This is a genomic window from Rhizobium sp. YTUHZ045 (assembly GCF_051124255.1).
Classification (GTDB): Bacteria; Pseudomonadota; Alphaproteobacteria; order Rhizobiales; family Rhizobiaceae; genus Rhizobium.
On record NZ_CP101432.1, the window covers coordinates 260,114 to 285,363 of the forward strand.

20 protein-coding genes and 2 pseudogenes are annotated in these 25,250 nt (G+C 61.0%); 9 read left to right on the forward strand and 13 right to left on the reverse strand.

The features are described 5' to 3' along the window. Position 1: 1 nt before the first annotated feature. The 5 genes from NMA58_RS01335 to NMA58_RS01355 all read right to left on the reverse strand — a co-directional run bounded on the left by NMA58_RS01335 (position 2) and on the right by NMA58_RS01355 (position 5,457). Positions 2-877, reverse strand: coding sequence for an ABC transporter permease (locus tag NMA58_RS01335; protein WP_434712051.1), 876 nt, complete (start codon positions 875-877; stop codon positions 2-4). Between the two features lie 3 nt (positions 878-880). Continuing rightward, positions 881-1,840: an ABC transporter permease gene (locus tag NMA58_RS01340; RefSeq protein ID WP_434712052.1), complete on the reverse strand. Its 960-nt coding sequence runs from the start codon at positions 1,838-1,840 to the stop codon at positions 881-883. Between the two features lie 96 nt (positions 1,841-1,936). After that, complete coding sequence (locus tag NMA58_RS01345; RefSeq protein ID WP_434712053.1) at positions 1,937-3,523, reverse strand: ABC transporter substrate-binding protein; 1,587 nt, start codon at positions 3,521-3,523, stop codon at positions 1,937-1,939. Further along, a complete protein-coding gene (locus NMA58_RS01350; RefSeq protein WP_434712054.1) occupies positions 3,520-4,251 on the reverse strand; it encodes a FadR/GntR family transcriptional regulator in 732 nt (243 codons plus the stop codon). Before NMA58_RS01350 ends, NMA58_RS01345 begins: the two co-directional genes overlap by 4 nt. Before the next feature lie 198 nt (positions 4,252-4,449). After that, positions 4,450-5,457 (reverse strand): LacI family DNA-binding transcriptional regulator, encoded by a 1,008-nt coding sequence (locus NMA58_RS01355; RefSeq protein WP_434712055.1) that lies wholly within the window; start codon positions 5,455-5,457, stop codon positions 4,450-4,452. Positions 5,458-5,782: 325 nt separating this feature from the next. Here NMA58_RS01355 and NMA58_RS01360 point away from each other — a divergent pair. From NMA58_RS01360 to NMA58_RS01380, 5 genes and pseudogenes are all read left to right on the forward strand, one after another. Then, a pseudogene (locus NMA58_RS01360) lies at positions 5,783-6,770 on the forward strand (sugar ABC transporter substrate-binding protein). A 152-nt stretch (positions 6,771-6,922) separates the two neighbouring features. Beyond that, positions 6,923-8,458 carry a sugar ABC transporter ATP-binding protein gene (locus tag NMA58_RS01365; RefSeq protein WP_434713482.1) on the forward strand — a complete coding sequence of 512 codons (1,536 nt, stop codon included), beginning with the start codon at positions 6,923-6,925 and terminating at the stop codon, positions 8,456-8,458. Then, complete coding sequence (locus NMA58_RS01370) at positions 8,442-9,464, forward strand: ABC transporter permease (protein WP_097600296.1); 1,023 nt, start codon at positions 8,442-8,444, stop codon at positions 9,462-9,464. Before NMA58_RS01365 ends, NMA58_RS01370 begins: the two co-directional genes overlap by 17 nt. A 189-nt stretch (positions 9,465-9,653) precedes the next feature. Beyond that, positions 9,654-10,799, forward strand: a complete 1,146-nt coding sequence (locus NMA58_RS01375) for a right-handed parallel beta-helix repeat-containing protein (protein WP_430956941.1) — start codon at positions 9,654-9,656, stop codon at positions 10,797-10,799. Between the two features lie 94 nt (positions 10,800-10,893). Continuing rightward, positions 10,894-11,697: a Ku protein gene (locus NMA58_RS01380; RefSeq protein ID WP_434712056.1), complete on the forward strand. Its 804-nt coding sequence runs from the start codon at positions 10,894-10,896 to the stop codon at positions 11,695-11,697. A 14-nt stretch (positions 11,698-11,711) separates the two neighbouring features. Here the strand turns inward: NMA58_RS01380 and ligD are convergent, their stop codons facing one another. From ligD to NMA58_RS01400, 4 genes are all read right to left on the reverse strand, one after another. Next, complete coding sequence (gene ligD, locus NMA58_RS01385; protein WP_434712057.1) at positions 11,712-14,222, reverse strand: DNA ligase D; 2,511 nt, start codon at positions 14,220-14,222, stop codon at positions 11,712-11,714. Between the two features lies 1 nt (position 14,223). Beyond that, positions 14,224-15,075, reverse strand: coding sequence for a Ku protein (locus NMA58_RS01390; protein WP_434712058.1), 852 nt, complete (start codon positions 15,073-15,075; stop codon positions 14,224-14,226). An 18-nt stretch (positions 15,076-15,093) separates the two neighbouring features. Continuing rightward, positions 15,094-15,324 (reverse strand): DUF2188 domain-containing protein, encoded by a 231-nt coding sequence (locus NMA58_RS01395; protein ID WP_077992584.1) that lies wholly within the window; start codon positions 15,322-15,324, stop codon positions 15,094-15,096. Positions 15,325-15,394: 70 nt separating this feature from the next. After that, positions 15,395-15,661 (reverse strand): hypothetical protein, encoded by a 267-nt coding sequence (locus NMA58_RS01400; RefSeq protein ID WP_183702626.1) that lies wholly within the window; start codon positions 15,659-15,661, stop codon positions 15,395-15,397. Positions 15,662-15,804: 143 nt separating this feature from the next. Between NMA58_RS01400 and NMA58_RS01405 the strand changes: the two genes are divergently transcribed. From NMA58_RS01405 to NMA58_RS01415, 3 genes and pseudogenes are all read left to right on the forward strand, one after another. After that, positions 15,805-16,239 carry an OsmC family protein gene (locus tag NMA58_RS01405; protein ID WP_434712059.1) on the forward strand — a complete coding sequence of 145 codons (435 nt, stop codon included), beginning with the start codon at positions 15,805-15,807 and terminating at the stop codon, positions 16,237-16,239. Between the two features lie 47 nt (positions 16,240-16,286). Next, positions 16,287-17,770: pseudogene (locus NMA58_RS01410) on the forward strand (FAD/NAD(P)-binding protein). 110 nt (positions 17,771-17,880) lie between these two features. After that, entirely contained in the window at positions 17,881-18,786 is a 906-nt protein-coding gene (locus NMA58_RS01415; protein WP_183702636.1) for a DMT family transporter, read from the forward strand. Here the strand turns inward: NMA58_RS01415 and NMA58_RS01420 are convergent. The 4 genes from NMA58_RS01420 to NMA58_RS01435 are packed head-to-tail and all read right to left on the reverse strand — an operon-like array spanning position 18,752 to position 24,612. Beyond that, positions 18,752-20,434, reverse strand: coding sequence for a VOC family protein (locus NMA58_RS01420; RefSeq protein WP_210282847.1), 1,683 nt, complete (start codon positions 20,432-20,434; stop codon positions 18,752-18,754). The two genes, NMA58_RS01415 and NMA58_RS01420, sit on opposite strands and share 35 nt — an antisense overlap. 21 nt (positions 20,435-20,455) lie before the next feature. Beyond that, on the reverse strand, positions 20,456-22,051 hold the full coding sequence (locus NMA58_RS01425) for a response regulator (RefSeq protein ID WP_430956948.1): 1,596 nt from the start codon (positions 22,049-22,051) through the stop codon (positions 20,456-20,458). Positions 22,052-22,055: 4 nt separating this feature from the next. Next, positions 22,056-22,481 carry a response regulator gene (locus NMA58_RS01430; protein WP_064800648.1) on the reverse strand — a complete coding sequence of 142 codons (426 nt, stop codon included), beginning with the start codon at positions 22,479-22,481 and terminating at the stop codon, positions 22,056-22,058. Then, positions 22,468-24,612 (reverse strand): sensor histidine kinase, encoded by a 2,145-nt coding sequence (locus NMA58_RS01435; protein ID WP_434712060.1) that lies wholly within the window; start codon positions 24,610-24,612, stop codon positions 22,468-22,470. Before NMA58_RS01435 ends, NMA58_RS01430 begins: the two co-directional genes overlap by 14 nt. A gap of 194 nt (positions 24,613-24,806) precedes the next feature. Between NMA58_RS01435 and NMA58_RS01440 the strand changes: the two genes are divergently transcribed. Continuing rightward, positions 24,807-25,184 carry a response regulator gene (locus NMA58_RS01440; RefSeq protein WP_097600307.1) on the forward strand — a complete coding sequence of 126 codons (378 nt, stop codon included), beginning with the start codon at positions 24,807-24,809 and terminating at the stop codon, positions 25,182-25,184. Positions 25,185-25,250 lie beyond the last annotated feature (66 nt).

The window sequence follows — 25,250 nt, forward strand, 5'->3', positions numbered from 1 at the left end:
GTCAGTTTAATTCGGCGCGAGGGTCGAAGGCGTCGCGAAGACCATCGCCAATGAAATTGATTGCAAGCACGGCAAGCACCAGGAACCCGCCGGGAAACAGCCACTGCCAGAGGTATTGTTCGAGCACGGCGGTGGAGCGGGCGGCATTCAGCATGTTGCCCCAGCTTGCCGCAGGCGGCGCAATGCCGAGCCCGAGGAAGGAAAGGCCGGCCTCGAGCAGGATGGCATTGGCGATCTGCAGGGTCGCGAAGACGACGAGGATGTCGATCGAGTTCGGCAGTCCGTGGCGGAAGAGGAGATGCGGCAGACCCGCCCCCATGCCTCTCGCCGCCATCACGAAGTCGCGTTCGCGAAGTTCGAGCAGCCGCGAGCGCACCATGCGCGCCAGCAGAGGCCAGGAGAGAAGGGAGATGACGAAGACCGTCGGCCAGATGCCGGTGCCGGCGATCGAGGCGAGCACCAGCAGGAAGATGACCGGCGGCAGCGTCATGACGAGATCGACGAAACGCATCGTGACTGCGTCCGCCCAGCGGCCGGCAAGTGCCGAGACGGCGCCGACCAGGAAACCGATGATGGCGGAAATGACGGTCGAGGTGAGGGCCACCAGCAGCGAAATGCGGCCGCCGTCCATGACCCGGGCGAGGATGTCGCGGCCGACCCCATCGGTGCCGAACCAGTGTGTCGGCCCCGGCGGCGCATTCATCGCGATGAGATCGATATCGTTGGCTTTGAAGCTCCACCACAGCGGATAGGAAAGGATCGCCACGACCATCAGCGCGATCATGCCGAGGCCGAGCACTGCGGTCGGGTTGAGCAGGAAACGATGCAGGGAGCGTGCGATAGGGCCCGGGCTGCGGGCAGGGCTTCGTGCCAGCATCGCTCAGCCCACCTTAATCCGCGGATCGACCACCGCATAGGCAAGGTCGGTCAGAATGTTGACTATGATGACGCAGGCGCCGATCACGAGCGTCGAACCCATGATGACCGGATAGTCGCGGCCCTCCACCGCATCGACCATGAGCAGTCCCATGCCGGGCCAGTTGAAGACGCTTTCGATGAAGATCGCGCCACCGATCGCAAGGCCGATGGTCGAGCCGATCAGCGTGATGACGGGAAGCAGCGCATTGCGCAAGGCGTGCTTGGCAATGACCCAGAATTCGAACACACCCTTGGCGCGCGCGGTGCGCACATAGTCCTGGTTCAGGACCTCCAGCATGGAAGCGCGCATGTAGCGCATGATCAGGGCTGTCTGCGCGACGGCCAGCAATGTCGCGGGCAGGATGAGGTGATGGAGAAGGTCGGCGACGGAAAATTCCTGGCCGGGCGTCAGCATGCCGCCTGATGGCATCCAGTTGAAATAGACCGAAAAGAGGTAGAGGCCGACAAGAGCGCTGAGGAAGGGTGGACTGGAAATACCGGTGACTGCGAAGACTGAAAGGGACAGGTCGGCGACGGAATTGCGGCGAATCGCACCGACAATGCCGGTGGCGATGCCCGCAACGATCGCGATCGCAATCGCCGATCCCATCAGGAGCACTGTCGGGCCGACGCGCGAGAGGACGAGGCCGAGCACCGGCTGGTCTGGCCGCTTGATCGAATAGCCGAGATTTCCCGTCAGCGCCTGCCGCAGCCAGCCAAGATACTGCACCGGCAGCGGCTGATCGAGTCCGAGCCTGGCGCGCAGCTCGGCCAGATCCGACGACGACATCGGAATATTAGGATCGATATAGGCGTCGATCGGATCGCCCGGCGTGAGGCGCAGCATGGCGAAGATCAGCACGCTCAAGGCAAGCAGCATGCCCACTCCGATCAGCAGACGCCGGAGACTGTATCTCAGCATGAAATCCGTTCCCGTGCGGGCGGGCCACTGCGCCTCGAAAGACGCGTGGCGCTGCAGTGACCCGGCCGCCCTTTGCTTCTCAGGATGCGTGACGCCCTATTCGGCGATCGCCCATTTCTCCGGATGCGCCTGGTAAGGGCCGCCGCCGGGAGCAGGCGTCCAGATGAAGTCCTTCAGCCTGGCGGAGGCGACACCATAGCGTTTCGCCACCCACAGCGGACCCCAGGGCAGTTCCTTGTTCATCACCTTGCAGACCTCTTGGTAACGAGCGGAGCGCTTTGTGGCATCCGTCTCGCCAAGCGCTGCGTCGAGAGCAGCCGTCAGCACCGGCATGCGTACGCGCGCGACGTTCGGGCCGGCCGGCGGGATCTGCTTCTCGTTGAGGCCGACATTGATGCTGCCCGGGTCCGGGCCGTTCTGAAGGCCGGCATAGACCATCTGGAACTGTGCGACGTCAGGCGTCGGGTTGAGCACGATGCTGTTATAGGTCGGGGTGTCGACGGCGCGCGGCGTGACGTTGATGCCGACCTGGGCGAGCATCGCCTGGATCGCCGCCATGACATTGGCGGCAAGCGGCGTCGTGTAATAGGTCAGAAGGGTGATCGGCTTGTTGCCGTTGATCTCGTCCCAGCCGGCCTCCTTCAGCAGTTGCTTCGCCTTTTCCGGATCGTAGGCATAGGTCTCGATGCCTTTCGGCACCACCTGATCGGCGACATAGGCGCAGTTTGCCGGTTCGGCGGCGCCGCCGTAAAGGCTCTGGATGATCGCATCGCGATTGATCGCATGCATCACCGCCTGACGGACCCGAACATCCTTCCAGATGGGTGAGCCGTGGTTGAAACCGAGATAGTTGACGACGAAGGAGTTGCCTTCGATGACGCGGAAATCCTTATTGTCGTTGAAGGCCTTCAGATCGTTGGAATCGACATAGGTGAACTGGATCTCGCCGGCGCGCAATGCGGCGATCGCCGCTGCCGGATTGGCGAAATAGCGATTGATGATCTTTTCGAGCGCCGGTTTGCCGCCCCGGTAGTCGGTGTTGGCGACAAGTTCGACATATTGATCGGTGACATATTTGCTGAACTTGAACGGCCCGGTGCCGATCGGCGCCGTGGACCACCACGTATTCTTGGCGAGTTGATCGGCTGGGATCTGCGAAAGCGCGTGCTCCGGCAGCATCATCACCTTCGTCAGCGTGTCCATCAGGCTTGCGGACGGGGCCGACAACTTGATGATCAGGGTCTTGTCGTCCTTTGCCTCGACCGAGGAAACGGCATTCAGCCGCGCCGCCAGGACCGAGCCGGTCTTGGCGTTCTTGGCGAGTTCGATGGTGAACTTGGCGTCCTTTGCCGTAAAGGGCTTGCCGTCATGCCATTTCGCATCGGCGAGCATGAAGGTGTAGGTCAATTGGTCGGGACTGACCTCGTAGGACGAAGCGAGCTGGCCGACGACCTTCTCGAGCTTCTCGTCATAGGCCACTAGCGGCTCGAAATAGACGCTGAGCCATGTGAAGCCGCCCGTCGCGGCGAGCGGATTGAAATTGCCCTGGAAACCACCAGGCCCGACATCGAAGCCGCCCGACAGCGTGGCCGCCTGCGCGGGGCCGGTGAAGGCTGGGGCGACGGTCGTCGCCATCAAAGCAGTCAATGCGATGGCCGAAGATAGTCTTTGCAGTCGTTTCATTGTGCTCCTCCCAGATTTGCACTTTTCTTGTTGGCTGCGATCACCCGGGAAATGCCGTCATAATGGCGGTCCAGGCGCTTCTGCGCTTCCGCGACGTCCTTCGCTTCGATCGCATCGACGATCGCCGCGTGATCCCTCCAGGTGGCGACGGGGTCGACATTGTCGAGGTTGACGAAATCGGACGCCTTGTAGAAGGCGAGCCAGAACACATCGATCAGCCGGGCAAGCGTCACGTTGTTCTGGCAGCGGAAGAGCAGGGTATGAAAAAGCTGGTCTTCGTCGGCAAAGGATTGTCCACGCTCCGCATGCACCCGCATGCGCTCCAACGTGGCGCGCAGTTCGGCGATATCGTCGTCGCCGATCATTTCAAGCGTCTTGCCGATCAGCCCGACTTCGAGGGTGCGGCGGATCTCGATCACTTCTTCGATCTGACGCAACGCGCCGCCGAGGCCATAAGCGAGATTGTCGAGCAGCGGCTCGAATGAGAACGCCTTCACGAAGATGCCGACACCACGGCGCGATTCCAGCACACCGAGCGATTCCAGCGCCTTGATCCCTTCGCGCAGGGAATTGCGGCTGACACCGAGCTGGTTCGCCAGATCGGATTCAGCCGGAAGCAGCGTGCCCGGCTTCAGCCCGTTGTCGCTGATATAGGCGCGCAGGCTTTCCTGCACGGAGACGTGAAGAAGAGGCGCACGGGCGAGGGGCTTCATGGATTTCAGCGGCATGCCTTGTCATTTCCGTCTGCGATGAAGATGCCACAGACATATCCACTTGTAGGATATCCGTCAAATGAATTCGTCCGCTGCTGGGAGTGTCAGCGGTAGGCATGGTGGTGATCGGAGGATTGCCGCCCGTTGCGACAGATCCGCGGCTTATGTCCGAGTGAGTGGCGGAAAACTAAACGAACGGCCTGCCGCCGACCCTTAGTCGGGTTGCGGTGGAGCGGTCGTTTCCCCCTGCGAAAGCGTGCAGGCGAGCAAGATGGGATGTCCGATGCCGGGCGTCGGTTGCTTGTTCAAAAGAACTGCGACTGCCGCAGCAGCGATCTTTTGGATCGGCTGTTTGACGGTGGTCAGCCGCGGCGTGGTCATGCTCGCGAGCGGGATGCCGTCGAATCCGACGATGGAAAGGGCTGCGGGTATCGGTATTCCCAGATCATGTGCCGCTCTCATGCAGCCGATCGCCTGCTGATCCGAACTTGCAAAGATCGCGGTCGGCCGTTCGCTGCGGGCGCGTGCCAGCAGATAGTTTCCCGCCGATCGTCCGCTTTCATAATCGAAAGCCGCCTCGGCAATCAGCGGCGACCCTATTTGTCCGCCGTCGTCGGGCTGCCCCATGGCGTCGAGGTAACCTTTGAGGCGATCGTTGGCAGGCACGGAATGTCTGGGGCCCGAGATGAAGCCGATGCGGCGATGACCAAGCTGCAAAAGATGCTCGACGCCGAGACGTACGCCCGCGCGGTGGTCCGAGGCGATGCCGGAATATCCGGGCATGAGACGGTCGACGACGACGATCGGCAATCCCTTCGGCAGCTTGAGCGTATGGAAATCATTGCTGGGAACGAGGATGATGCCGTCGACTTTCCGGCTTGTCAGCTGCCCGATCCGGTCTGCTTCCTTGGCCGCATCGTCAAAAGACGTCATGACGATGATGTTGTAGCCATGGCTTGCCCCAGCCTGTTCGGCGGACTGCACGAGTTCCGAGAAGAACGGATTGGTGAGATCGGGAATGACGATGCCGATCAGGCGGCTGACCTTGCTGCGCATACTTCGCGCCGACGGGTCGGGCATATAGCCGAGCTCGTCGATGATGCGTCTGACGCGTGCCCTCAGCTCATCGGTCACGGCGGGGTGGTCATTCAGGACTCGCGAGACGGTCCCGGTGGAAACGCCGGCAAATTTGGCAACGTCTCGAATTCCGACCTTTGGCATAATGGAAGAACATGTCCCTTCATTTCAGTCTCGGGGACGTGGAGGCACCCGACCGGGCTTCAGCTAATGGTCTCCATCGCCTTCGTCAAAGGGCTGCAGTTAATTTGACGGCGTCTGCATAACACGAGAAACGCCGGCATTCAATGGAAACGGTTCACCGTTGATTCTTGAGAAGGTCAGGATTGCTGCCGCTTCCTCCTGGTTCTGCCCAATTTTCGCCGTCTTGACAATCTTGCGGGCCGTTGTTACCCAAGTGGCGTTGGAAACGGTTCATCAGCGAAGGCACTCAGGTGAGGATAGGCCCGGAACCGTTCGGAGGAGAGAAATGTCCCAATATACGAAGCGTGATTCCGTCCTGATGCGTGCGCCGCGCCGTGCGGCATTGAAGCTTGGACTTGCCGGCACCTTGGTGCTCGCACTGTCTTGCGGCGTGTCGCCCGCTTTTGCAGCCGGCAAGCCGAAGGTCGGCCTGATCATGAAGTCTTTGTCCAATGAGTTCTTCAAGCAGATGAAGGCCGGTGCCGACAAGTATGCGGCCGAGAACAAGGACAAGTTCGACTTCAAGGCCGTCGGCATGAAGGACGAGCGCGATTTTGCCGCCCAGGTCGATGCCGTCGAAAACTTCGTGACGCAGAAATACGACATCATCGTCGTCGCCCCGGCCGATTCGAAGGCCATGGCCACGCCGCTGGCAAAGGCCGTGAAATCAGGCGTCAAGGTCATCAATATCGACGTGCCGCTCGATGCCGATGCCAAGAAGGCAGCCGGCATCGACCTGGCATTCTTCGGCCCCGACAACCGCGAAGGCGCCAAGCTCGCCGGCGATGCTCTGGCCAAGGATCTTGGGGGCGGGCGCCAAGGTCGTCATTCTCGAGGGCAATCCTGAGGCCGACAATGCCAAGGAGCGCAAGGAAGGCTTCATGGACTCCGTCAAGTCGGGCAAGCTCGAACTTCTCGACAGCAAGACCGCCCATTGGGAGACGGAAGAAGCCAACACCGTCATGACGAATTTCCTGACGAAGTATAAGGATATTCAGGGTGTCATGGCGGCCAACGACTCCATGGCGCTTGGCGTCGTCAAGGCCCTTGATGCAACCGGCCAGGCCGGCAAGATCAAGGTCGTCGGCTTCGACAACATCCCGCCGGTGCAGCCGCTGATCAAGAACGGCAAGATGCTTGCCACCGTCGAGCAATATGGCGCGCAGATGGCGGTCATGGGCATCGACTACGGTATGCGTGAACTTGCCGGCGAAAAATTCACCGGCTGGGTCAAGACCGACATCAAGCTCGTTACGTCAGGTGACCTCAAATAATCGACATTGCCGACTGGTTTAGGACGAAAGGCGCCGGCTGCCGCCGGCGCTGACCGCTGCCACTCGACTGCATGGTGATCACTCCGACGGGGCTCGTTGCGGGCTTCCGGAGTGCGCATGTGTGGGTGATGGCCAAGGAACTCAAACGGATCATGCACGAGGTGGACGTGTCGGACGCAGCAGATGACCACATCCTGAAGCTGGAGGGGATCGGCAAGCGCTTCCCGGGCGTCGTCGCGCTCAGGAATGTTTCCATGCGGATTGGCCGCGGCAAGGGCCACGTCCTGCTCGGCGAGAATGGCGCAGGCAAGTCGACCCTGATCAACCTGCTGGGCGGTGTGTTCAGGCCGGACGATGGCCACATTTCGTTCGACGGCAAGCCCTATCATCCTGCCTTGCCGCTGGAGGCCTTCAAGGCCGGCATCCGCGTCATCCACCAGGAACTCCACCCCCTTTCCAATCTCAGCGTCGCTGAAAATCTGCTCTTCGAGCATCTGCCGCGTCGATACGGGCTGGTGGATTACAAGCAAATGAACCGTCGGGCGGCCGAACTGCTGGCGGAAGTCGGTCTCGATGTGGCGCCGACGACGCTCGCCAGTCGCCTCAGCGTCGCGCAGTTGCAACTGCTCGAGATCGCCAAGGCGCTCTGCTATGAAAGCAAGCTGCTCGTTCTCGACGAGCCGACGGCAACCTTGACGTCCAAGGAAGTCGATCGGCTATTCGAAATTCTGAAGCGGCTGAAGGCGCGCGGTGTGACGACGCTCTATATATCGCACAGGCTCGAGGAGATTTTCGAAGTCGGAGATGACGTCACGGTGCTGCGCGATGGCCAGCATGTGATCACGCGTCCCCTGTCCGGATTGGCCATTCCCGACATCGTTGAGCTGATGGTCGGGCGAACGCTCTCGGATCATGGCGTCTTTCGCAGTGACAGCGCAGTGTTCGGCGAGGCGCTCGGTGTCTCCGGTCTGAAAGTGACACGAAACAGCCCGGAATTGTCTTTTTCGGTGGCCAAGGGCGAAATCGTCGGCATTGCCGGCCTTGTCGGCAGCGGCCGGACGGAGGCGGTCCGCGCCATATTCGGCGCTGACGTCAAAGCCGGCGGCGAGATCCGCATCGACGGAGAGCCGGTTGCGATCAATGCGCCGAAAGATGCTGTTGCCGCCGGCCTGTGCCTGGCGACGGAAGACCGCAAGCTGCAGGGCCTGATGCTCGACATGAGCTGCGCGGAAAACACCACGGTCACCGACCTCGGCAAGATTTCCCGCAAGGGGCTGATCAGCCGGAGGATGGAGAACGAAAACGCGCAGCGTCTTGTGCGGGAGCTACGCATCAAAACGCCATCCGTCCATCAGCTGGTCAGAACGTTTTCGGGCGGCAACCAGCAGAAGGTGGTCATTGCCAAATGGCTGTTCCGCGGTCCCAAGGTGCTGATTTTCGATGAGCCGACCCGCGGCATCGATGTCGGCGCCAAGGCTGAAATCTACGAGCTTCTCTGGAAGTTTGCCGCTGAAGGAAAGGGTGTTCTGGTCGTATCCTCGGATCTGCCGGAGCTCATCGGCATCTGCCATCGCATCATCGTCCTGTCGGACGGCAAGATCGCCGGCGAAATCGCGCGGGATCAATTCGAAGAGAGTAGGATCCTCTCACTTGCTTACAAGGAGTACAGTCGTGTCCGGCAACATTGAAACCAAGATCGAAGCGAAAGAGACAGGCTTCTGGGACAAGCTGATCCGGATCTCGATGAAAGAGGCAGGCGTTGCCATCGCCCTCGTCCTGATCGTCATCTTCTTCTCGGCGACGGCGCCCTATTTCGCGACGCCGGAGAATTTCCTGAAAATCTTCGTTCAGATTGCCATCAACACCGTGCTTGCTTCGGGCATGACCTTTGTCATCCTGGTCGGCGGCATCGACCTTTCGGTGGGCTCGCTGCTGGCCCTTTGCACGGTCATCGGCGCGACGATCATGATCGACCCCAGGTTCTCCCCCTGGCAGGCGATCGTGCTCGCTTCGCTCGCCTCGATGGGCACCGGCGCGCTCCTTGGCGCCATCAACGGCTGGGTCTGCGAAAAGTGGAAGCTGCCGTCCTTCATCGTCACGCTCGGCATGCTGAATGTCGCCAGCGGCCTGGCACGCGTCGTCAGCGACAACTCCACCATCACCGGCCTGCCGCAACCATTCGTCGATTTCGGAAATCTGATTTTCTGGGGCATCTTCCCGTCGATCTTTCTGATTGCGATCGTCGTCGTCCTCGTCGGCTGGTTCGTGCTGCGTTACACCGTGTTCGGACGTTTCGTCTTCGCAATCGGCACCAATGAAGAAGCTGTGCGGCTGTCGGGGCACGAGCCGAAACGATATAAGATCGCGGTGTTCACGATCTCGGGCCTGACCGCCGGCATCGCCGCCATGGTCTATCTGCTCCGCCTCAATGTCGGCAGTCCGGTTGCAGGCATCGGCTATGAATTGAACGCGATCGCTGCGGTCATCATCGGCGGCACTAGCCTCTCCGGCGGCAAGGGCTCGATCGTTGGAACGCTGGTCGGTGCCTGCATTCTGCAGGTGCTGTCGACGGGATTGCAGCTGCTGGGCGCCGACGACAACATCAAGCCGATCGTCATCGGCGCCGTCATCGTGCTTGCCGTTATCCTGGACAGCTATCGCGGCCGGTTGATGCGGATACTGGAAACGCGTTGACCGACCGCCAGGCGTTGGGCTTCTGAGATCTCATGGCGGCGTGCGAAGTCGAGGCAGGCCGTCAAACTCCTGCCACAAGCCGTGCATTAATTCGACGCGAGTGCGTACTCCTTATATCGGAATCGATTTAGGGATAACGTGCGCAGCAGCTCATAGCGTTGCTGCAGCAACCGCGTCGATGGAGATCCGATGCCCGCAATTCTGCGAAAAAAAGTTCACGGCGCGTCCACGCGGGCTGAGGTCATCGACGGCGCAGAGGATATTGGCGTCGCCTATCAGGTGTTTTCCGATACGGTGATCGAAGACGTTGTCGTCAAGAACTCACCTCGTGGCTTCAAGTTTCACAATGGCAACAATCTCGTCGTCAGGCGCTGCGAAACGGAGAATGTCAAGGGCGACGGCATCTATCTGACGAAGACGAAGAACGTTCTTCTGGAAAACAACCGCATGGGGGCCGCGCCTGGCGAGGGCGCGGACTGCTGCCAGTTCGCCTATCAAAACAGCGACGACAATATCAGTTCGGATGTCGTGATCCGCGGCAACCTCTTCCTGCAGTCGCCGACGAGCACCTCGAACAAAGGCGCCCTGGTCTGCGACAAAACCCGGAAATATCGCGTCGAGTACAATTTCATCGGCGGCAAGAACTTCTCCTTTTCATCGATTGGCGACGATGCCGTGGTGCGCAGCAACATCATGCGCGACGGCAGAATGAACGACTATTCTTTCGGCTACGGCATCGGCGACAAGGCGGACCATACCGGCCATCACGTCTATGACAATTGGATCGAGAACAACAATCGCGGGATCAGCCTGAGCGGCTTTTCCGACCAGGAACTGGCCTTTCGCAAGGACATCGACATCCACGACAACGTCATCAGCGGATGCGACATTGCCTTCTTCGCCAATCGGCCATGGTCGGGGAGTTTCCGGCGCAACATATTCATGCGATGCGGGCAGGACATGGTTCTGTCGGGAAAGGGCAAAGCCACCGCCGGCGAGATCGACGGCAATTACCGCAATGACGGCAGCTTCTTGAACCTTGTGGCGCCGCCCCTCCGCTTCAATTCCGACGGCAAGGCCTCCGTCGCTTCGGGGGAATGGACATCCGAACCCGATGAGATCGCTATCCAGTGGCGCGACAAGGGAGTCGATATTCCTGGCGCCAACCGGCCGTCGATTACCGTCGAGCCCGGCATGGAATTGTCTTGCGTGCTGTTGGCCCGTAAGGGCCGCAATTGGATGCTCGCAATCGCCGAAACCGCCTATGACGAGTTCACGCCGCGCGCATGGGAGGAAAAGAAGCTGCCGTGGCAGAAGCGGTATCTCTCAATCTAAGCCAAGTGCTGCCTGCCATGCCGGGCCTGGAACCGAAGACCGGTTTTTGCCGTTGATTGCCAATGTTCCATCGGTCCGGGAGGGCAGGACAGTCATGGCACGTCAGACGTTCTGGAAAGGATATCTCAAGCTCTCGCTCGTCACCGCCTCCGTCTCGCTGACGCCGGCGACGACCGAAGGCAACAAGGTGCGTTTTCACGTCCTCAATCGCGAGACAAAAAATCGTGTCGAAAGCCGTTATGTCGACAGCGTTACCCATAAACCGGTGGCTGACCGGGACCAGGTGAAGGGTTACCCGCGCGGCGAGGACGACTATATCATTCTTGAGGACGAGGAGATCGAGGAAGTCGGGCTCGAAAGCACTCGGACCATCGATATCGAGAGTTTCGTCCCGCGCGGCTCGATCGATTGGATCTGGTACGACAAGCCGCATTTTCTGGCGCCGGAGGACAAGGTCGGCGTGGAAGCCTTCTGCGTCATCCGCGAAGCGATGAAGGCAAACGACGTCGTCGGCATTGCCCGCCTGGTTCTCTATCGCCGCGAGCGTGCCGTGCTCCTGGAGCCGCAAGGCAAGGGCATCGTGCTCTGGACCCTGCGTTACGGCGACAAGGTGCGCAAACCCTCGACCGAAATCGACGACAAGGCGGATATCGACGGCAAGCTGCTGACGCTGATGAAGCGGCTGGTGAAGGAAGAGACGAAGGATTGGGGCCCGACCATGGTGCAGGACCCGATCCAGAAGCAGCTGAAATCGATGATCCGCAACAAGCAGAAGAGCCTGAAGAAGGCGGCGCCCGCCAAGAAAACCGCACCGGTAAAGTCGACCGGCAACGTCATCAACATCATGGATGCGCTGAAGAAGAGCCTGACGGCGGAAGGCGGGCGGAAGCCGCGCTAGATTGGGGGCTTCTTCTACCGCTTCTTCTTTTCCAACGGCTTCGCCGCGGCGAAAAATCCGTCCCAGGGATCTTGCGGTAAAGCGTCGAGCCGGGTTGGCGTATTATCAACGGTGAAATAGGCCGGCCCGACGTCGGCCGTGAGTTCGCTCCATTCCAGCGGCATCGAGACTGCGGCGCCCGGCCGTGCCCGTGTCGAATAGGGCGCGACCGCCGTATTGCCGCGACCGTTGCGGAGATAGTCGATGAAGATCTTCCCCTTTCGCTTGGCCTTCGTCGCCGTCGCCAGATAGCGGTCGGGATCGTCGGCGGACATGCTGTCGGCAAGCCACTTGGCGAACCCCTTCACCTCGGCCCAGCCGGCCTTCGGCGTGAGCGGGGTCACCACATGCAGTCCCTTGCCGCCCGAGGTCTTGACGAAGGCGGCGAGGCCTTCGGCCTCCAGCCGCTCCTTCAATTGGTAAGCAGCGGCGATCACATCTGCCCACGCCACCTCGTCATCGGGATCGAGGTCCATGGTGATCATATCGGGCTTTTCCCAATTGCCGGTCGTTGCGCCCCAGGGGTGGATTTCAAGCGTGGCCGATTGCACCAGCGCCACGATGCCGTCGAAATCGGTAATTCTGAGCAGCTTCTCCCCCTGCTTGTCCTTAGGGTCGGTAATCTCCTGGATATGCGGGTTCATGCCCTTCCAGGCGTGCTTCTGGAAAAACCGCTGTCGGCCGTTGATCCCGTCCGGCAGGCGCAGGAGCGCCAGCGGCCGGTTGACGACATAAGGCGCCATGAAGCGCCAGACCTGGGCGTAGTAATTCGCCAGCCCTTCCTTGGTAACACCCTCGTCCGGCCAGTAGATGCGGTCGGGATGGGTGAGTGTCACAGCCGATTTCGGCAGGGCAGGGGCCATGGTCTTTTCCGTCTCACGCGTCACGTCCTTTGCGGGCTTGTCTTCCCGCAAGCCGCGGAAAGCCCCATGGCGCAGATTGCCATCGTCCGACCAAGCGCGGAACTCAACCTCGCCGACCAGCTGCGGCTTCACATAGATCAGCCCGCGCCGCTCCTCTGATGTCAGCTTGTCGTCGAATGAACTCTCGTTCTGCGTCAGACGCGACAGTTTCTCATAGAGCATCTGCGCAGTTGCTGCTGTATATCCGGTGCCGACGCGCCCGACATGTTTGAGTTCGCCGTCCTGGTAATAGCCCATCGCCAGCGAGCCGATCGCATTCTTCATCGAGGTCGACGGCACGTAGCCGCCGATGACGAACTCCTGCCGGTGCGAACATTTCGATTTGATCCAATCGCCTTTGCGTCCCGAGTTGTATTTGCTGCCGCGCAGTTTGGAAATCACTCCTTCGAGGCTGAGCCGGCAGGCATGGTCGAGCACCAGGCCGCCGCTTTCGTTGAAATGCCCGCTGTAGCGCAGCTTATCATTATCACCGGGCAGCACGCTTTCGAGCAGCTGCTTGCGATCGGTGAGCGCTGCATTCAGCAGATTATATCCGTCGAGGTGAAGAAGATCGAAGGCATAGAAGGCGAAGCGATCATCGCGGCCTTCACTCAGATCGTGCTGCAGTGCCGAGAAGTCCGAGGCGCCGCTATCGCGCTCGACGACGATTTCGCCGTCGATCACCGCCGATTTCACGGGCAGGGCGGCAAAGGCCGCGACTACCTGCTTGCCGAATTTGTCCGTCCAGTCGAGGCCGCTGCGGGTCAACATCTTGACCTCGCCGTTCTCGACCCTGACCTGCAGACGGTAGCCGTCGAACTTTATTTCGTGGATCCAGCGATCGCCAGCCGGGGGCTTCGGTTTCAATTTGGCAAGCGCCGGCTCGATGAAATCGGGCATGGCGCCCTTGCGCGCACCCTTCGGCCACTCGCGTCCTCGCGGTGCTGGGGATTTGTCCTTCGACGCCGCTTTCTTGGCGGCGGCCGGCCTGCCGTCTTTCGACTTGGACTTCCAAGTCGCGTCCGGATTTTCCGCCACCTCTTCGAGTTGGCGGCCGGTCTTTGCCGATTCCGGCCGCTCCTCGAGAATATCGCCGTCGTGGCGCGCCTCGGCGTCATCTCCCTTGATCAAGAGCCAGTTCTCCCGCTTTTCCCCGGGGCGCCCATGCATGCGCACGAGGTGCCAGCGACCCTTCAGCTTCTCGCCGTCGAGCTCGAATTCCATATGGCCCTCGCGATAGTCCTTCTGCGCATCGCCGAGCGGCGTCCACGTGCCGCGATCCCAGACGATGACAGTGCCGCCGCCATATTGTCCTTTTGGAATGATGCCTTCGAAATCGCCGTAGGACAGCGGGTGGTCTTCAACGTGTACGGCAAGACGCTTGTCCTCCGGGTTGAGACTCGGACCTTTGGTGACAGCCCAGCTCTTCAGCACTCCATCCATCTCCAGCCTGAAGTCGTAGTGCAGCCTCGTTGCGTCATGCTTCTGAATGACGAAACTGTTGCCGCTCGCGCGGCCTTTGAGGCCGCGCGGCTCCGGAGTGAGTTTGAAATTGCGCTTCGCCTCATAGGTCTCGAGGGCCATCTCAGCCTGCCTTCTTCCTTTGGCTGTCGCCGCGCCCCGGAGCCTTCTTTTTTGCCGGAGCCTTCTGCGCCGCCTTGCCGCTCAGCTTGGCGCTTTGGCGCAGCGCCTCCATCAGGTCGACGACCTTGCCTTCGGGCGCCGGTTTCTTCTTGGGTGGTGCCCGGCCCTCGATCTTCGCCTTCACCAGTTCGACGAGTGCCGCTTCGTAGCGGTCCTCATAGGCGCTCGGATCGAAGCTGCCGCGCTTGGTTTCGATGATGTGACCGGCGAGTTCGAGCATTTCCTTGTCAAACTTGATGTCGGGAATGTCTTTGAAGACCGCGTCTGCCGAGCGCACCTCATAGTCGAAGTTCAGCATGGTCGCGATGATGTGGCTCTCATGAGGCCGGATCAGCAGCGTTCGGTTGCGCCGGAAAAGCACGGCTTCGGCGAGCGCCGCGACCTTGCTGTCGCGCATACTGCGGACGATCAGCGACAGCGCTTCTTCATCATGTTCGCCGACGGGCGCGAGGTAATAGGGACGATCGAAATAGAGCTTGTCGATATCGTCATAGCCGATGAAAGCTTTGACGTTGAGCACCTTGTGACTTTCCGGCATGATCTCCGCGATCTCGTCGCCTTCTATGACGATATAGTCGCCACTCTCCATCTGGTAGCCCTTCACCTGATCGTCCCGCTCGACCGGTTTGCCGGACTCGCTGTCGACGAATTGCCGTTCCACCCGATGGCCAGTCCTGCGGTTGATGATGTTGAAGGAAACGCGGTCGGAGGAGGAGATGGCGGTATAGAGCCCTACAGCGCAAGCAAGGTCGCCCACCTTCAGATGACCTTTCCAGCTTGCCCGCGCGGTCATGCCATCCTCCGCTGAAAATCACAGACGACCGTTGCTCTTGTCGGTTTCGAGCTCCTGGAACGCCCATCCGCCATCGGGCGAGGGATATGCAAGCAACGCGTCGCCGTCGCCGATTTTCTGACGTGACGCAGCATCCTTGGCGTGGACAATCGCTTCCTCGGCCGTCGCATAGGTTTCCGACAGCGTGTCGCCGAGCTTGTAAGCCCAGCCATTGTCATGCGGCACAACCTGATAGGTGATATCGGCCATTTCGGATCTCCTCTTTGCAGTTCGATGGGGAGTTATGATGGCGGCTGAAAACCGCGCACAGTTTTCGGCACTACCCCTGGTTCCGATTTGGTTTGCGCCTTTCGTCAAGCGCGATGATTTTCTCCAGGGAGGCGATGTCCTCACTGGTGACGACGGGGACCGGATCGGACGCGATCGCCTCCAGCACCTCCTGCGAGATGGCACCGTTGCGGATCGCCCATTCCAGCGTCTCGCGCGTTTCCCGCTCGGCCTTCAGCTGTGCATAGAGCGCGACGATCAGCCGGTCGCGGGCGTCCATCCGCCGGTCCTGACGATGCATGTTGCGGGCATGCGGCATCGCTGTGCACCTTTGTCACTGATCTCGTTCAGGTGTAATCAACCGATGACGGATGGAAAGGTTCCGTTAGCAGGCGTTGCGGCGCCGTTGCGGGCCGCGGCGTAACTCGCTATCTCTGCAGGCTATTCTCAGAGGATTTCTTCATGGCCGATCTCAAGGCACGCCCCCGTCCGACCGGCGCTAGCGCCACCCTCGGCCGCACCGGCTTTCCGCATGTGACTTCCACCACCAAGGGTGAGATCGATATCGTCACCTCCCCCTCTCAGCCGGGCTTCAGCCCGCTCGATCTGCTCTATGCCTCGCTCTCGGCTTGTCTCGTGCTCAGCGCCCGCATTGCAGCCAGTCAGATGGGGGTTCTCGACAGGATCAGCGAGATCACGGCCGATGTCACCGGCGAGAAGGCGGCGGAAGGGCTCTCACGTGTTGCGAAATTCAACATCGTCTTCTCGATCAAGGGCGATGTCGATGAAGAGACCCGCCGCAAGATCGTCCATGCCGCCGAAGACGAGATCTGCACAGTCAGCAACACCATCCGCGACACTCCCGAATTCTCGACCGTCATATCGAAACAAGACTGATCTTCACAAACGTTATAGACAATTGCGGCCGGAGGATTGCGCGAGTTATGTCCGGCTTCTATGCTCGGGCATCGAAGCAACGGTGCCGGCCATCATGCAGCCCAAGCCTCTGTCGATGTCCGACCAGCCCGTCGTCGCCATCATCGGCGGTGGCGTCTCCGGCGCGGGCGTCGCCTATCATCTCGCCCGTGCAAACGTTGGTGAGCGTCCTGTAATCATGGTCTTCGAGCCGCGGGCGGAGCTCGGCCGCGGCCTTGCCTATGATACGGATGATCCGGCGCACCGTATCAATGTTCCTGCCGCCAAGATGAGCCTGCAGCCCGATGATCTGGGCGAGTTCCAGGCCTGGATCGAAGCCCGCGATGCCGTCGCGGACGATCCCGGGGCGAGGCAACCGGACGGCATGCTCTTCCCCCGGCGCCGGCTCTTCGGCGAATATGTCGCCTCCCTTTTGAAGCCATTGCTGGAAGAAGGCGTCGTGCTCCACAACCGCGCCCGCGTGACCGGTCTCGAGCGCCGGGGCGGCCGCTGGTCGATCCAGGACGACAAAGGCGGGGTCGCCGAGGCCGATATAGTTGCGATCGCCACCAGCCATCCGCCGCCTGCAGCGCCCGGCCGGCTTGCCGCCAGCTTGGCGGCCCATCCCCGCTTCGTCGCCGACACCACCAAGCCGGGCGCGCTCGGCGTGATCGGCCGGCATGACCGGGTGCTGGTCATCGGCAATGGCTTGACCGCCGCCGATGTCATCGCCTCGCTTGCCGAGTGCGGTCATGATGGGGCTGTGACGGCGATCTCGCGCCGCGGCCTGCGTTCGCGCGGGCATGCGCCGGTACCGCAGCCGCTCTTCGGCGAGTTCATCTCCGATGCGGCACATTCCGCCGTTTCACTGTTGAGAAGAATCCGCGCCGCCATAAGAGCTGCGGAAGCGCAGGGCATAAGCTGGCATGGCGTGATCGATCAGGTGCGGGCGCAGGGACACGATCTCTGGCAGGCGCTGCCGATTGCCGAACGGCGCCGTATTGTCCGACATCTGCGCCCCTATTGGGATGTGCATCGGTTCCGCATCGCGCCGCAGGTGGAAGCCGTGCTCGACGCGGCGATTGCCGCCGGCCGTCTGGAGATCGTTGCCGGGTCGGTCGCCGATGCGCGCATTGAAGGTGAGCTTGTTCTTTGCACCCTGCAGCCGCGCTATCAACGTCAGCCGTTGGAGCGGAGCTATGACGCCGTCGTCGTCACCACCGGCCCGGCGCATGGCGGCATTCTCGAAACCCAGCCTTGGCTCGCGGCGCTTGCCGCAAACGGCCACCTGTCACTTGATCCCACAGGCCTCGGCCTTGCCTGCACCGAGCAGTCGGAGGCGATCGGCCCCTCGGGCAAGGCGGAGTCTTCGTTATTGATCTCCGGCCCGTTGGCCCGCGGCACTTTCGGCGAACTGATGGGTCTGCCGCAGGTGACCGAGCATGCCTTCTTTGTTGCAGGGGAAATCGCCGCAAAGCTGCGGCAGGCCGCGACGAACACCCGCCCGGCCTGATTTTCCGTTCTGATGTCGTTCTTCGACTGTCGCCGGCGGTCGACTTCTGCTACGCACTCGGCAGTCAATGGCCCGCCGCCGGTCTGCGGGAAATCAGAAATATCGAGATCATGTCGCAGACTGCTTCCACCTTCTCCGAAGCCTCGCCTTCCAATCGTCTGGCGCTTGCCGCGCTTGTTGTCGGCGGGGCGGCGATCGGCGGTTCGCCGATCTTCGTTCGCCTGTCTGAAGTCGGGCCGATGGCTACTGCCTTCTGGCGTGTGGCGCTGGCGCTGATCCCGATCTTCATCGTCTCGTTCATGAAGAAGGATACGGGGCCGAAACCGCAAAGCCTCTCCGATTACGGTCTGCTGGCTCTTCCGGGCCTGATGCTGGCGCTTGACCTTGCCGCCTGGCATCTTTCGCTCACCATGACGTCGGTGGCCAACGCGACGCTGCTTGCAAACCTCGCGCCTGTTTTCGTCACGCTGATCGCCGTTCTGTTTTTTAAGGCGCGAACCAGCGGCGTCTTCCTGCTCGGGCTGGTCCTGGCGCTCGCCGGTGTCGTTACCTTAAAAGGCGGACCGGCAGGGCTCGGCCACGGGGACTTGGGCGGCGACGGCACCGCGATGATCGCCGCTTTCTTCTATGCCTGCTATATCCTGGCGATTGGCAGGCTGCGCAGCCGGTTCGATACGATCCGCATCATGCTGTGGAGCACGGCATCGGCTGCCGTCTGCATCTTCCCGATAGCCTTCTTCTTCGAAGGGCAGATGCTGCCGGCGACCCTCTACGGTTGGTCGATCCTCTTCGGCCTCGCCTTTATCAGTCATGCCGGCGGGCAGGTGGCGATCACCTATGCGCTGGCCTATCTGCCGCCCGCCTTTTCATCGCTGACGCTGCTGTTGCAGCCGGTCGTCGCCGCAATCCTCGCCTGGGCGCTGCTCGACGAGTCGATCGGGATGATGCAGGCGCTGGGTGCTGCGGTGGTGCTCGCCGGCATCATGGTTGCCCGAACGGCTCGCTCGTCGGTTTGACCGCCTGCTGCTCCAGCGGGGATGGATCATCCCCCATTCTCTGGAGAAGCCACTTCTGAATGATCGGCACATCGGCGTCGCCGAGATCATGGCCGCCGGGGATGACGTCGGAATCGACGGTCGCGCCCGAACTCTTCAGCCTTTCCTCCAGCTCGCTCGCATATTTGCCGTAGGCATCGGTCTTGCCGCTGATGACGAGCAGGTCCGTGCCCTTCAGATCGGCATGCGGATAGTCGCTGAGCACCGGCATGGAGCGCAGCAGCACCGCCTTGTGAACGAGGTTCGGGTGCAGGTAGAGCAGCGAGTTCAACAGGTTGGCGCCGTTGGAATAGCCGACATAGACGATCTTCTTGGGATCGAGGCCATAGGATTTGACGGCGCCTTCGATAAAGGCCGCAAAGGCTTCGGCCTCCGTCTTGATGTCGTTCTGGTCGAAGGAGAAGGGGGTGATGCGCTTGTACCAGCGCGGAAAACCTTCTTCCGTCGCACGGCCACGGACGCCGAGCAGGGTCGCGCGCGGCGCCGCCTTGTTGAGGAGCGGCATCAGAGTCGTCTCATTGCCGCCCGAGCCGTGCAGCAGCACGAAGACACTGCCATCGGGATTCGGCGGCGTATAGAAGCGATGGACGAACGGCAGCTCGCGGTAATTGATGCGCGGCTGGCCGGGCATCGAAAATTGCGGCAGAACCACCTTGAGCTCGTCGAGACTGGTGATCGCTCCCGGCGGCGCGAAGAGCTTGGTGCCGAGGGCTGCGTGCTCTTCGTCAACAGTCATGCCGGGCTTGTCGGTTGCAAGCTCCACCAGCGTGCCGCCGGGCTCGCGGGCATAGAGCGAGCGGAAATACTTGCGGTCGTGCATGTTGGTAGGCGAAGCATCGGTCTTCTCCAACGCCATGGAAACCGAACGCAGCGCCTCCTCATCGGCGGCCCGAAAGGCGACATGATCGACGGTGCCGGTTCCCGGCGCGCCGGACCAGAAGCCGCGTGCATCGCGCACATCGATGACGTCGCCCGATTGTGATACCAGCCTGTCAATCGTGCCGCGGTTGGCCTGGAATCGGTAACCGAAATGGCGCTCGAGGAAGCTGCGGCTCTCGGCCGGCTTTTCCGTCAGCATGGTTGCGCCGCGCACCCGCTTGACGGCATGCTCGACCGGGATCGAGGCGCCATCCCAGACAGCAGGCGATGTGAGGTTCTTTGCGCCCGTGAGCTTGAGGATGATATTATCGGGGTCTTTCAACCTGAGAACAGGCTCACCGAATTCATCGGTCGGTCCCTCCGAACGCAGGCCGAAGTTCATGGCGCGCGTCAGCCAATAGCCGATGCTCGCCGGATCGATCGCCAGTGAAATTTCGCTGATCTGGCCGTAACCCGCCCGACCGGGCGCGCCGTCTTCCCATATGAGAAAGCTGACGAGCGAACCCGGCGTACCTGCCGAATCGCCGTAGAAGAGATGGAGCTGAGTCGCATCCTCGTAGCCGGCCGTTTGCTTGACGAGGCGCATGCCGAGAAAGCCGGCGTAAAAATCCACGTTTGCCTGCACCTTTCGGGTGATGGCTGTAACGTGATGTATGCCTGATACCATCGAGAGCAGTCCTGATTGAAGCGGCGTCGTCAGGAGCGCGAGTATGAGAGCTGCGACAGTCATACCGTTGCCAATGACCACCGCTTAGTTTTGTTCCGCGCAAAGCGCAAGCGAATCGCCGCGCGGCAGCAGTTCCAAATGATCGACATCTTCGAGCGCCTCTTCCAGTTGCTGCAGGGTCGGCGGCTTCACCATATAGGCGCGCGCGCCGAGATTTCTGGCCCGCTGCATGTCGCTCTCATCGCTTGAGGTGCTGAGAATGCAGACGGGAATCCGTTTCAGACGGGCGTCGGCCGAAAGCGCGTTCAGCACCTCGAAGCCATCCATGATCGGCATGTTGATGTCGAGCAGCATCAGGTCGATCTGCGGCACATCGGCGATGCCGGCGCGCTCTTCGAGCAGCCGCATCGCCTCGCGTCCGTTGGTTGCGACATGAAGGTTGAAGGTCACCTTCTCCCGCCGCATCAGCTTGATCTTCAGGATCTGGATGTCGGCGGGGCTGTCTTCGACCAGCAGTACCTCGGCAAGCCTGCCGGAACCTTCACCCGGCTGCTCCGCCGGCTTCAGGCTGGGCGGAACGGCTGATGCGGCGGGCGGTGCGGGCCGTGCCTCGGCAAGCGGCATCTCGACGATGAAGGTGGCGCCGGGTCCCTTGTCCGGTTCGCACCAGATGGCGCCGCCATGCAGCTGCGCGATGCGGCGGCAGATGGCAAGGCCTAGTCCGGTGCCCTCGATGCCGCGGCCGACGAGCCGTTTGAACGGCTGGAAGATCAGCTCGCGGTGCTGGGGATCGATGCCGGGTCCGTTGTCACGCACCAACAGTCGGCAGCTACCCCCTCGCGCTTCGCTCGAGATTTGAACCTCCGGAACCTTTTGATCGCAGTAGCGGATGGCATTCGACACCAGGTTCTGCAGAAGCTGGGTCAGCAGCGTCGCATCACCCATCACTTCCGGCAGCACACCGCGAATGACGACGGCCCCGCGGCTCTCCATCTGCTGGCGCAGATTGTCTTCCACCTGGTTGAGTACATCGGACAGCGAGACCGGCGTCAGCTGCGGCCCGCCATAGGCTTCGAGCTTGGTGAAGTTCGAGACCTTGACGATCAGGTCTTCCATATGGTCGGCGGCGCTCAAGACATAATCGAGCAGCTCGCGGTCTTCGGCCGGAAGCACTGCAGAACCGTGCAGGATGCGGCTGAAGGACTTGATCGTCCTCAGCGGCTCCTTCAGGTCATGCGCCATGGCGCGTGTGAAGATCTCAAGCGATTGCCGCTTCTGCTCCAGCTGGGCTTCCAGCATGCCGTGCATGATGGCGTTCTGGATGCAGCGATGCAGCGTTTCGGGTGAAAGGGTATCCTTGGTGAGATAGTCGCGCGCGCCGCTCTTCATCACCTCGACGGCGACGGTTTCGCTGCCTTGACCGGTCAGCATGATGACGTTGGCGACGGGATCGTCCTCCAAAATATCGGCAAGAACACCGAGCCCGTCGCGCCCCGGCAGCGAATAGTCGAGCAGGATGCAGTTCGGCCGTTTCCTGCTGTTGAGAGCGCGGCCCTCTTCACCCGTCTCCGCCTCGAGGACGGTATAGGCCGTGCTGGAGACGCGGCCCAGAATGCGCCGATAGACCTCGCGGTCGTCGATGTTGTCGTCGATGATGAGAATGCAGCAGTCTTCCGCCAAACCGTCAGTCCTCGAGCGGCAGGATCGCGATTTCGAACCAATATTCCTTTAACCGCTGGATCGCGGCGAAGAGACCGTCGAGATCGACCGGCTTCTGCACATAGGTGTTGGCGCCGAGCGCGTAGCAGCCTTCGATGTCGCGTTCATCGTCTGACGTCGTCAGGATCACCACCGGAATTTTGCGCCAGCCGTCGTTCGACTTGATCGCTTCCAGCGTCTTGCGGCCGTCGAGTCCCGGCATGTTGAGATCGAGCAGGATCAGCCCTGGTTTCGGCACCATCACGCCGAGCATGTCGAGTGCTTCCTGACCCGAGGCGGCCCAGCGGATCGAGTTGCGCAGGTTGGTGCGTTTGAAGGCGCGCATCGTCGCTTCGAAATCGTCTTCACTGTCTTCGACGATCAAAATCGGTTGCGTGTCACGCTGCTGCATTCTGCCCCTCGCGTTTTCTTCCCAGGGTGAAATAGAACGTAGTGCCGACGCCGACCTCGGACTCCAGCCAGATATCGCCGTTGTGCCGCGCGATGATCTTGCGGACGAAGGTAAGGCCTGCTCCGGTTCCGTCGTCGGAATCCTGCGACTTTTCGAGCCGTTTGAAAATGCGGAAAATATCCTCATGGAATTCCTGGGGTATTCCCTTGCCGTTATCCCTAACGAAAAACACGTTGCGGGCAACCGTGCCATCCTTGCCGACGAACCGCTCGAGATAGCCGATCGAGACCAGCGGCGCCGGCTTGTCGTTGTACTTGATCGCATTGGTGATGAGATTGCGGAACACTTCGGTCAGCCGCGGCGCGTCGCAGACCACGTCAGGGAGCCGGCCGTCGGTGACGACCCTGGCATGCCGCTCTTCCAGCAGCAGCTCCATCGTCGCGACCACATCCTTGACGATCAGGCTGATATCGGTGCGTTTGACTGCCAGCTGCTGCCGCCCGAGCCTGGAGAAGTAGAGCAGGTCGTTGACGAGCTTCTCCATCCGCTGGCTCAGACGCACGAGCCGGTTCAGCCGGCGCACGCCGTCCGCGTCGAGCTTGTCCTCATAATCCTCGAGGAGGAAACGCGAGTGGTTGTGCAGGCCGCGCAGCGGTTCCTTCAGGTCATGCGAGGCAATATAGGCGAATTCGTCGAGGTCGTGGTTGCTGCGCTCGAGTTCGGCCGTATATGCCTCGAGCTGGGCGAGCGTCGTTTTCATCCGTTCTTCCTGCCGCACGCGCTCGCTGATATCTCGTACGATGCCGACGAATGTCTTGGTCTCGCCGCTGACGACAACGCTGATGGATACTTCGATCGGGAAGACGATGCCGTTCTTGCGCCGCCCGGAGACCATGCGCGTCGTGCCGATGATGCGCTCCTCGCCGGTCTGGCGGTAGTGGGCGAGATAGCCGTCATGCTCGGAATGATAAGGCTCAGGCATCAGCATCTTGATGTTCCGGCCGATCGTTTCCTGCGGTGAATAGCCGAACATGCTTTCGGCTGCCGGATTGAAACTCTTGATCGTTCCGCGCCCGTCGATGACGAGGACGGCATCGGGCGTGCTGCGCGCCAGCGCGCCGAAGCGAACGCGTTCGGCTTCCAGGTTGTTGTTGTTGCGCAGGAAATAGAAGACGAGGATGGCGATCAGCCAGAGCGTGGCGGCGGTGATGGTGCGATTGGCGATCTCCTGCCAGAATGCCGCCTCGTCATGCCTGACGGCGAAGAAGCCGAGCATGAGGAGCACGGTGCAGGCAAAGGCGAAGAAGAGCGGCGCATTCCTGTTGCCGAACCAGAGCGCCGTCAGCACCAGCGGCACGTAGAGAATGCCGTTGGCAAGGCCGAGCGGCGTATAGAGATCGACGACGAGGCCGGTGAAGCAGACTGCCGCCGGAATCCAGAGCGGAATCTGCGCCCTGTTTGCCGGCTGCATCCACCAGGAGCGGGCAAGCAGGCCCGCGCCGAAAAGCACCATGCCGACTGCCGTGTGCAACGCCATCGCCGCATAGGGACCCCAGCGGTAGCCCTGTTCGGCATCGGTGAGATAGCCGGCGAGCGCGATCATGCCGAGCGTGACGACGACATAGCTCGTCAGTTCCTGCACGACCTGGTTTTTCGACTTCTCCACATGAAGCGAGAGCAGCAGCGAAAGATTGGCAATGAGAAAGATCAGCGCCGTATTGGGGCCCATGCCGCCGCCGATCTCGGCGATGAAATCGGGAGGAATCACCAGGTGGGTGATCAACTGGTCGACGTTATGGACGGCCCGCCCAACCGTAGCGATTTCCACCAGCCGGGCCGCCGCGATCGCCGCTGCGATCCCTGTCATGATCGTTGCCGCTATCCGAAAGCGGCGGCCATCAAGCATCGAGGCCGCAAGCCCAAGGCCGGATAGTATGAAGCAGACCCCGGTGTTGAAGGCCATTGACGGAAAGCCGGGGAAGAGCGAAATGATGAGTTTGATCTGCAACAGCCAGCCGGCAAGGGCGCTCACTCCGAGAAGGGACAGCAGGCAGCCGACTGCAATTGCGAAGGCACGGTAGCGCCGTCGCCTCCGCTGGTCCTGCAGGTCCACGTTGCCCTTATCCTGCACCCGTGTATCCTCTCTCGGTTCGCGCGGCCATTTTTTCCGAAATCGAAGAATACTCAATAGGCAGCGGCCGCCGCCGTCGCGCTTTTTCCGAAATGATTTTTCGATCGGACAGATCGAATTTTCGTGAAATCGCGATATCGTGACGTCGGAAGACAACGAGGTTCATTCGAACAATACCCAGATCACGGTGCCGGATGCCTACGATAGTTTACGTCGACGACAGCAGGGATGATCTTTTCTATCTCGACTATATCCGCAAGAAGCAGCATATAGACGTCGATCTATTTTGTTTCTCGACCGCCGAGACGGCGCTGGAGGCGCTGAAGCAGCGCGTGGCCGAAGGCTGGGCTCCGCCGGAGCTGCTGGTCGCCGATCTCTATATGCCCCTCGACAGCGGCATCAGCCTGGTAAGCACGCTGCGCAGCGATGACCGGTTCAGAACAATGCGTCTCGCTGTCTGCAGCGGGTCGGATGCGGACGAGGATCGCATGCGTGCTTTCGAAGCCGGTGCCGATTTTTACCTTGAGAAGCCGCTTGACCTCGCAGCGATCCTTCTCAATCTGGAGGTGTAGGAAACAGCGGAAGCCGAATGGTGCGTTTCCTGGCGTTGGTCCTGGCGACGTGACGAACCGCAATTG

What these genes read in the sequence shown, in the direction of transcription:
- NMA58_RS01335 (WP_434712051.1), bottom strand. Translation starts at nt 877, where the DNA reads ATGCTGGCACGAAGCCCTGCCCGCAGCCCGGGCCCTATCGCACGCTCC.
- NMA58_RS01340 (WP_434712052.1), bottom strand. Translation starts at nt 1,840, where the DNA reads ATGCTGAGATACAGTCTCCGGCGTCTGCTGATCGGAGTGGGCATGCTG.
- NMA58_RS01345 (WP_434712053.1), bottom strand. Translation starts at nt 3,523, where the DNA reads ATGAAACGACTGCAAAGACTATCTTCGGCCATCGCATTGACTGCTTTG.
- NMA58_RS01350 (WP_434712054.1), bottom strand. Translation starts at nt 4,251, where the DNA reads ATGCCGCTGAAATCCATGAAGCCCCTCGCCCGTGCGCCTCTTCTTCAC.
- NMA58_RS01355 (WP_434712055.1), bottom strand. Translation starts at nt 5,457, where the DNA reads ATGCCAAAGGTCGGAATTCGAGACGTTGCCAAATTTGCCGGCGTTTCC.
- NMA58_RS01365 (WP_434713482.1), top strand. Translation starts at nt 6,923, where the DNA reads ATGCACGAGGTGGACGTGTCGGACGCAGCAGATGACCACATCCTGAAG.
- NMA58_RS01375 (WP_430956941.1), top strand. Translation starts at nt 9,654, where the DNA reads ATGCCCGCAATTCTGCGAAAAAAAGTTCACGGCGCGTCCACGCGGGCT.
- NMA58_RS01380 (WP_434712056.1), top strand. Translation starts at nt 10,894, where the DNA reads ATGGCACGTCAGACGTTCTGGAAAGGATATCTCAAGCTCTCGCTCGTC.
- ligD (WP_434712057.1), bottom strand. Translation starts at nt 14,222, where the DNA reads ATGGCCCTCGAGACCTATGAGGCGAAGCGCAATTTCAAACTCACTCCG.
- NMA58_RS01390 (WP_434712058.1), bottom strand. Translation starts at nt 15,075, where the DNA reads ATGACCGCGCGGGCAAGCTGGAAAGGTCATCTGAAGGTGGGCGACCTT.
- NMA58_RS01395 (WP_077992584.1), bottom strand. Translation starts at nt 15,324, where the DNA reads ATGGCCGATATCACCTATCAGGTTGTGCCGCATGACAATGGCTGGGCT.
- NMA58_RS01400 (WP_183702626.1), bottom strand. Translation starts at nt 15,661, where the DNA reads ATGCCGCATGCCCGCAACATGCATCGTCAGGACCGGCGGATGGACGCC.
- NMA58_RS01405 (WP_434712059.1), top strand. Translation starts at nt 15,805, where the DNA reads ATGGCCGATCTCAAGGCACGCCCCCGTCCGACCGGCGCTAGCGCCACC.
- NMA58_RS01415 (WP_183702636.1), top strand. Translation starts at nt 17,881, where the DNA reads ATGTCGCAGACTGCTTCCACCTTCTCCGAAGCCTCGCCTTCCAATCGT.
- NMA58_RS01420 (WP_210282847.1), bottom strand. Translation starts at nt 20,434, where the DNA reads ATGACTGTCGCAGCTCTCATACTCGCGCTCCTGACGACGCCGCTTCAA.
- NMA58_RS01430 (WP_064800648.1), bottom strand. Translation starts at nt 22,481, where the DNA reads ATGCAGCAGCGTGACACGCAACCGATTTTGATCGTCGAAGACAGTGAA.
- NMA58_RS01440 (WP_097600307.1), top strand. Translation starts at nt 24,807, where the DNA reads ATGCCTACGATAGTTTACGTCGACGACAGCAGGGATGATCTTTTCTAT.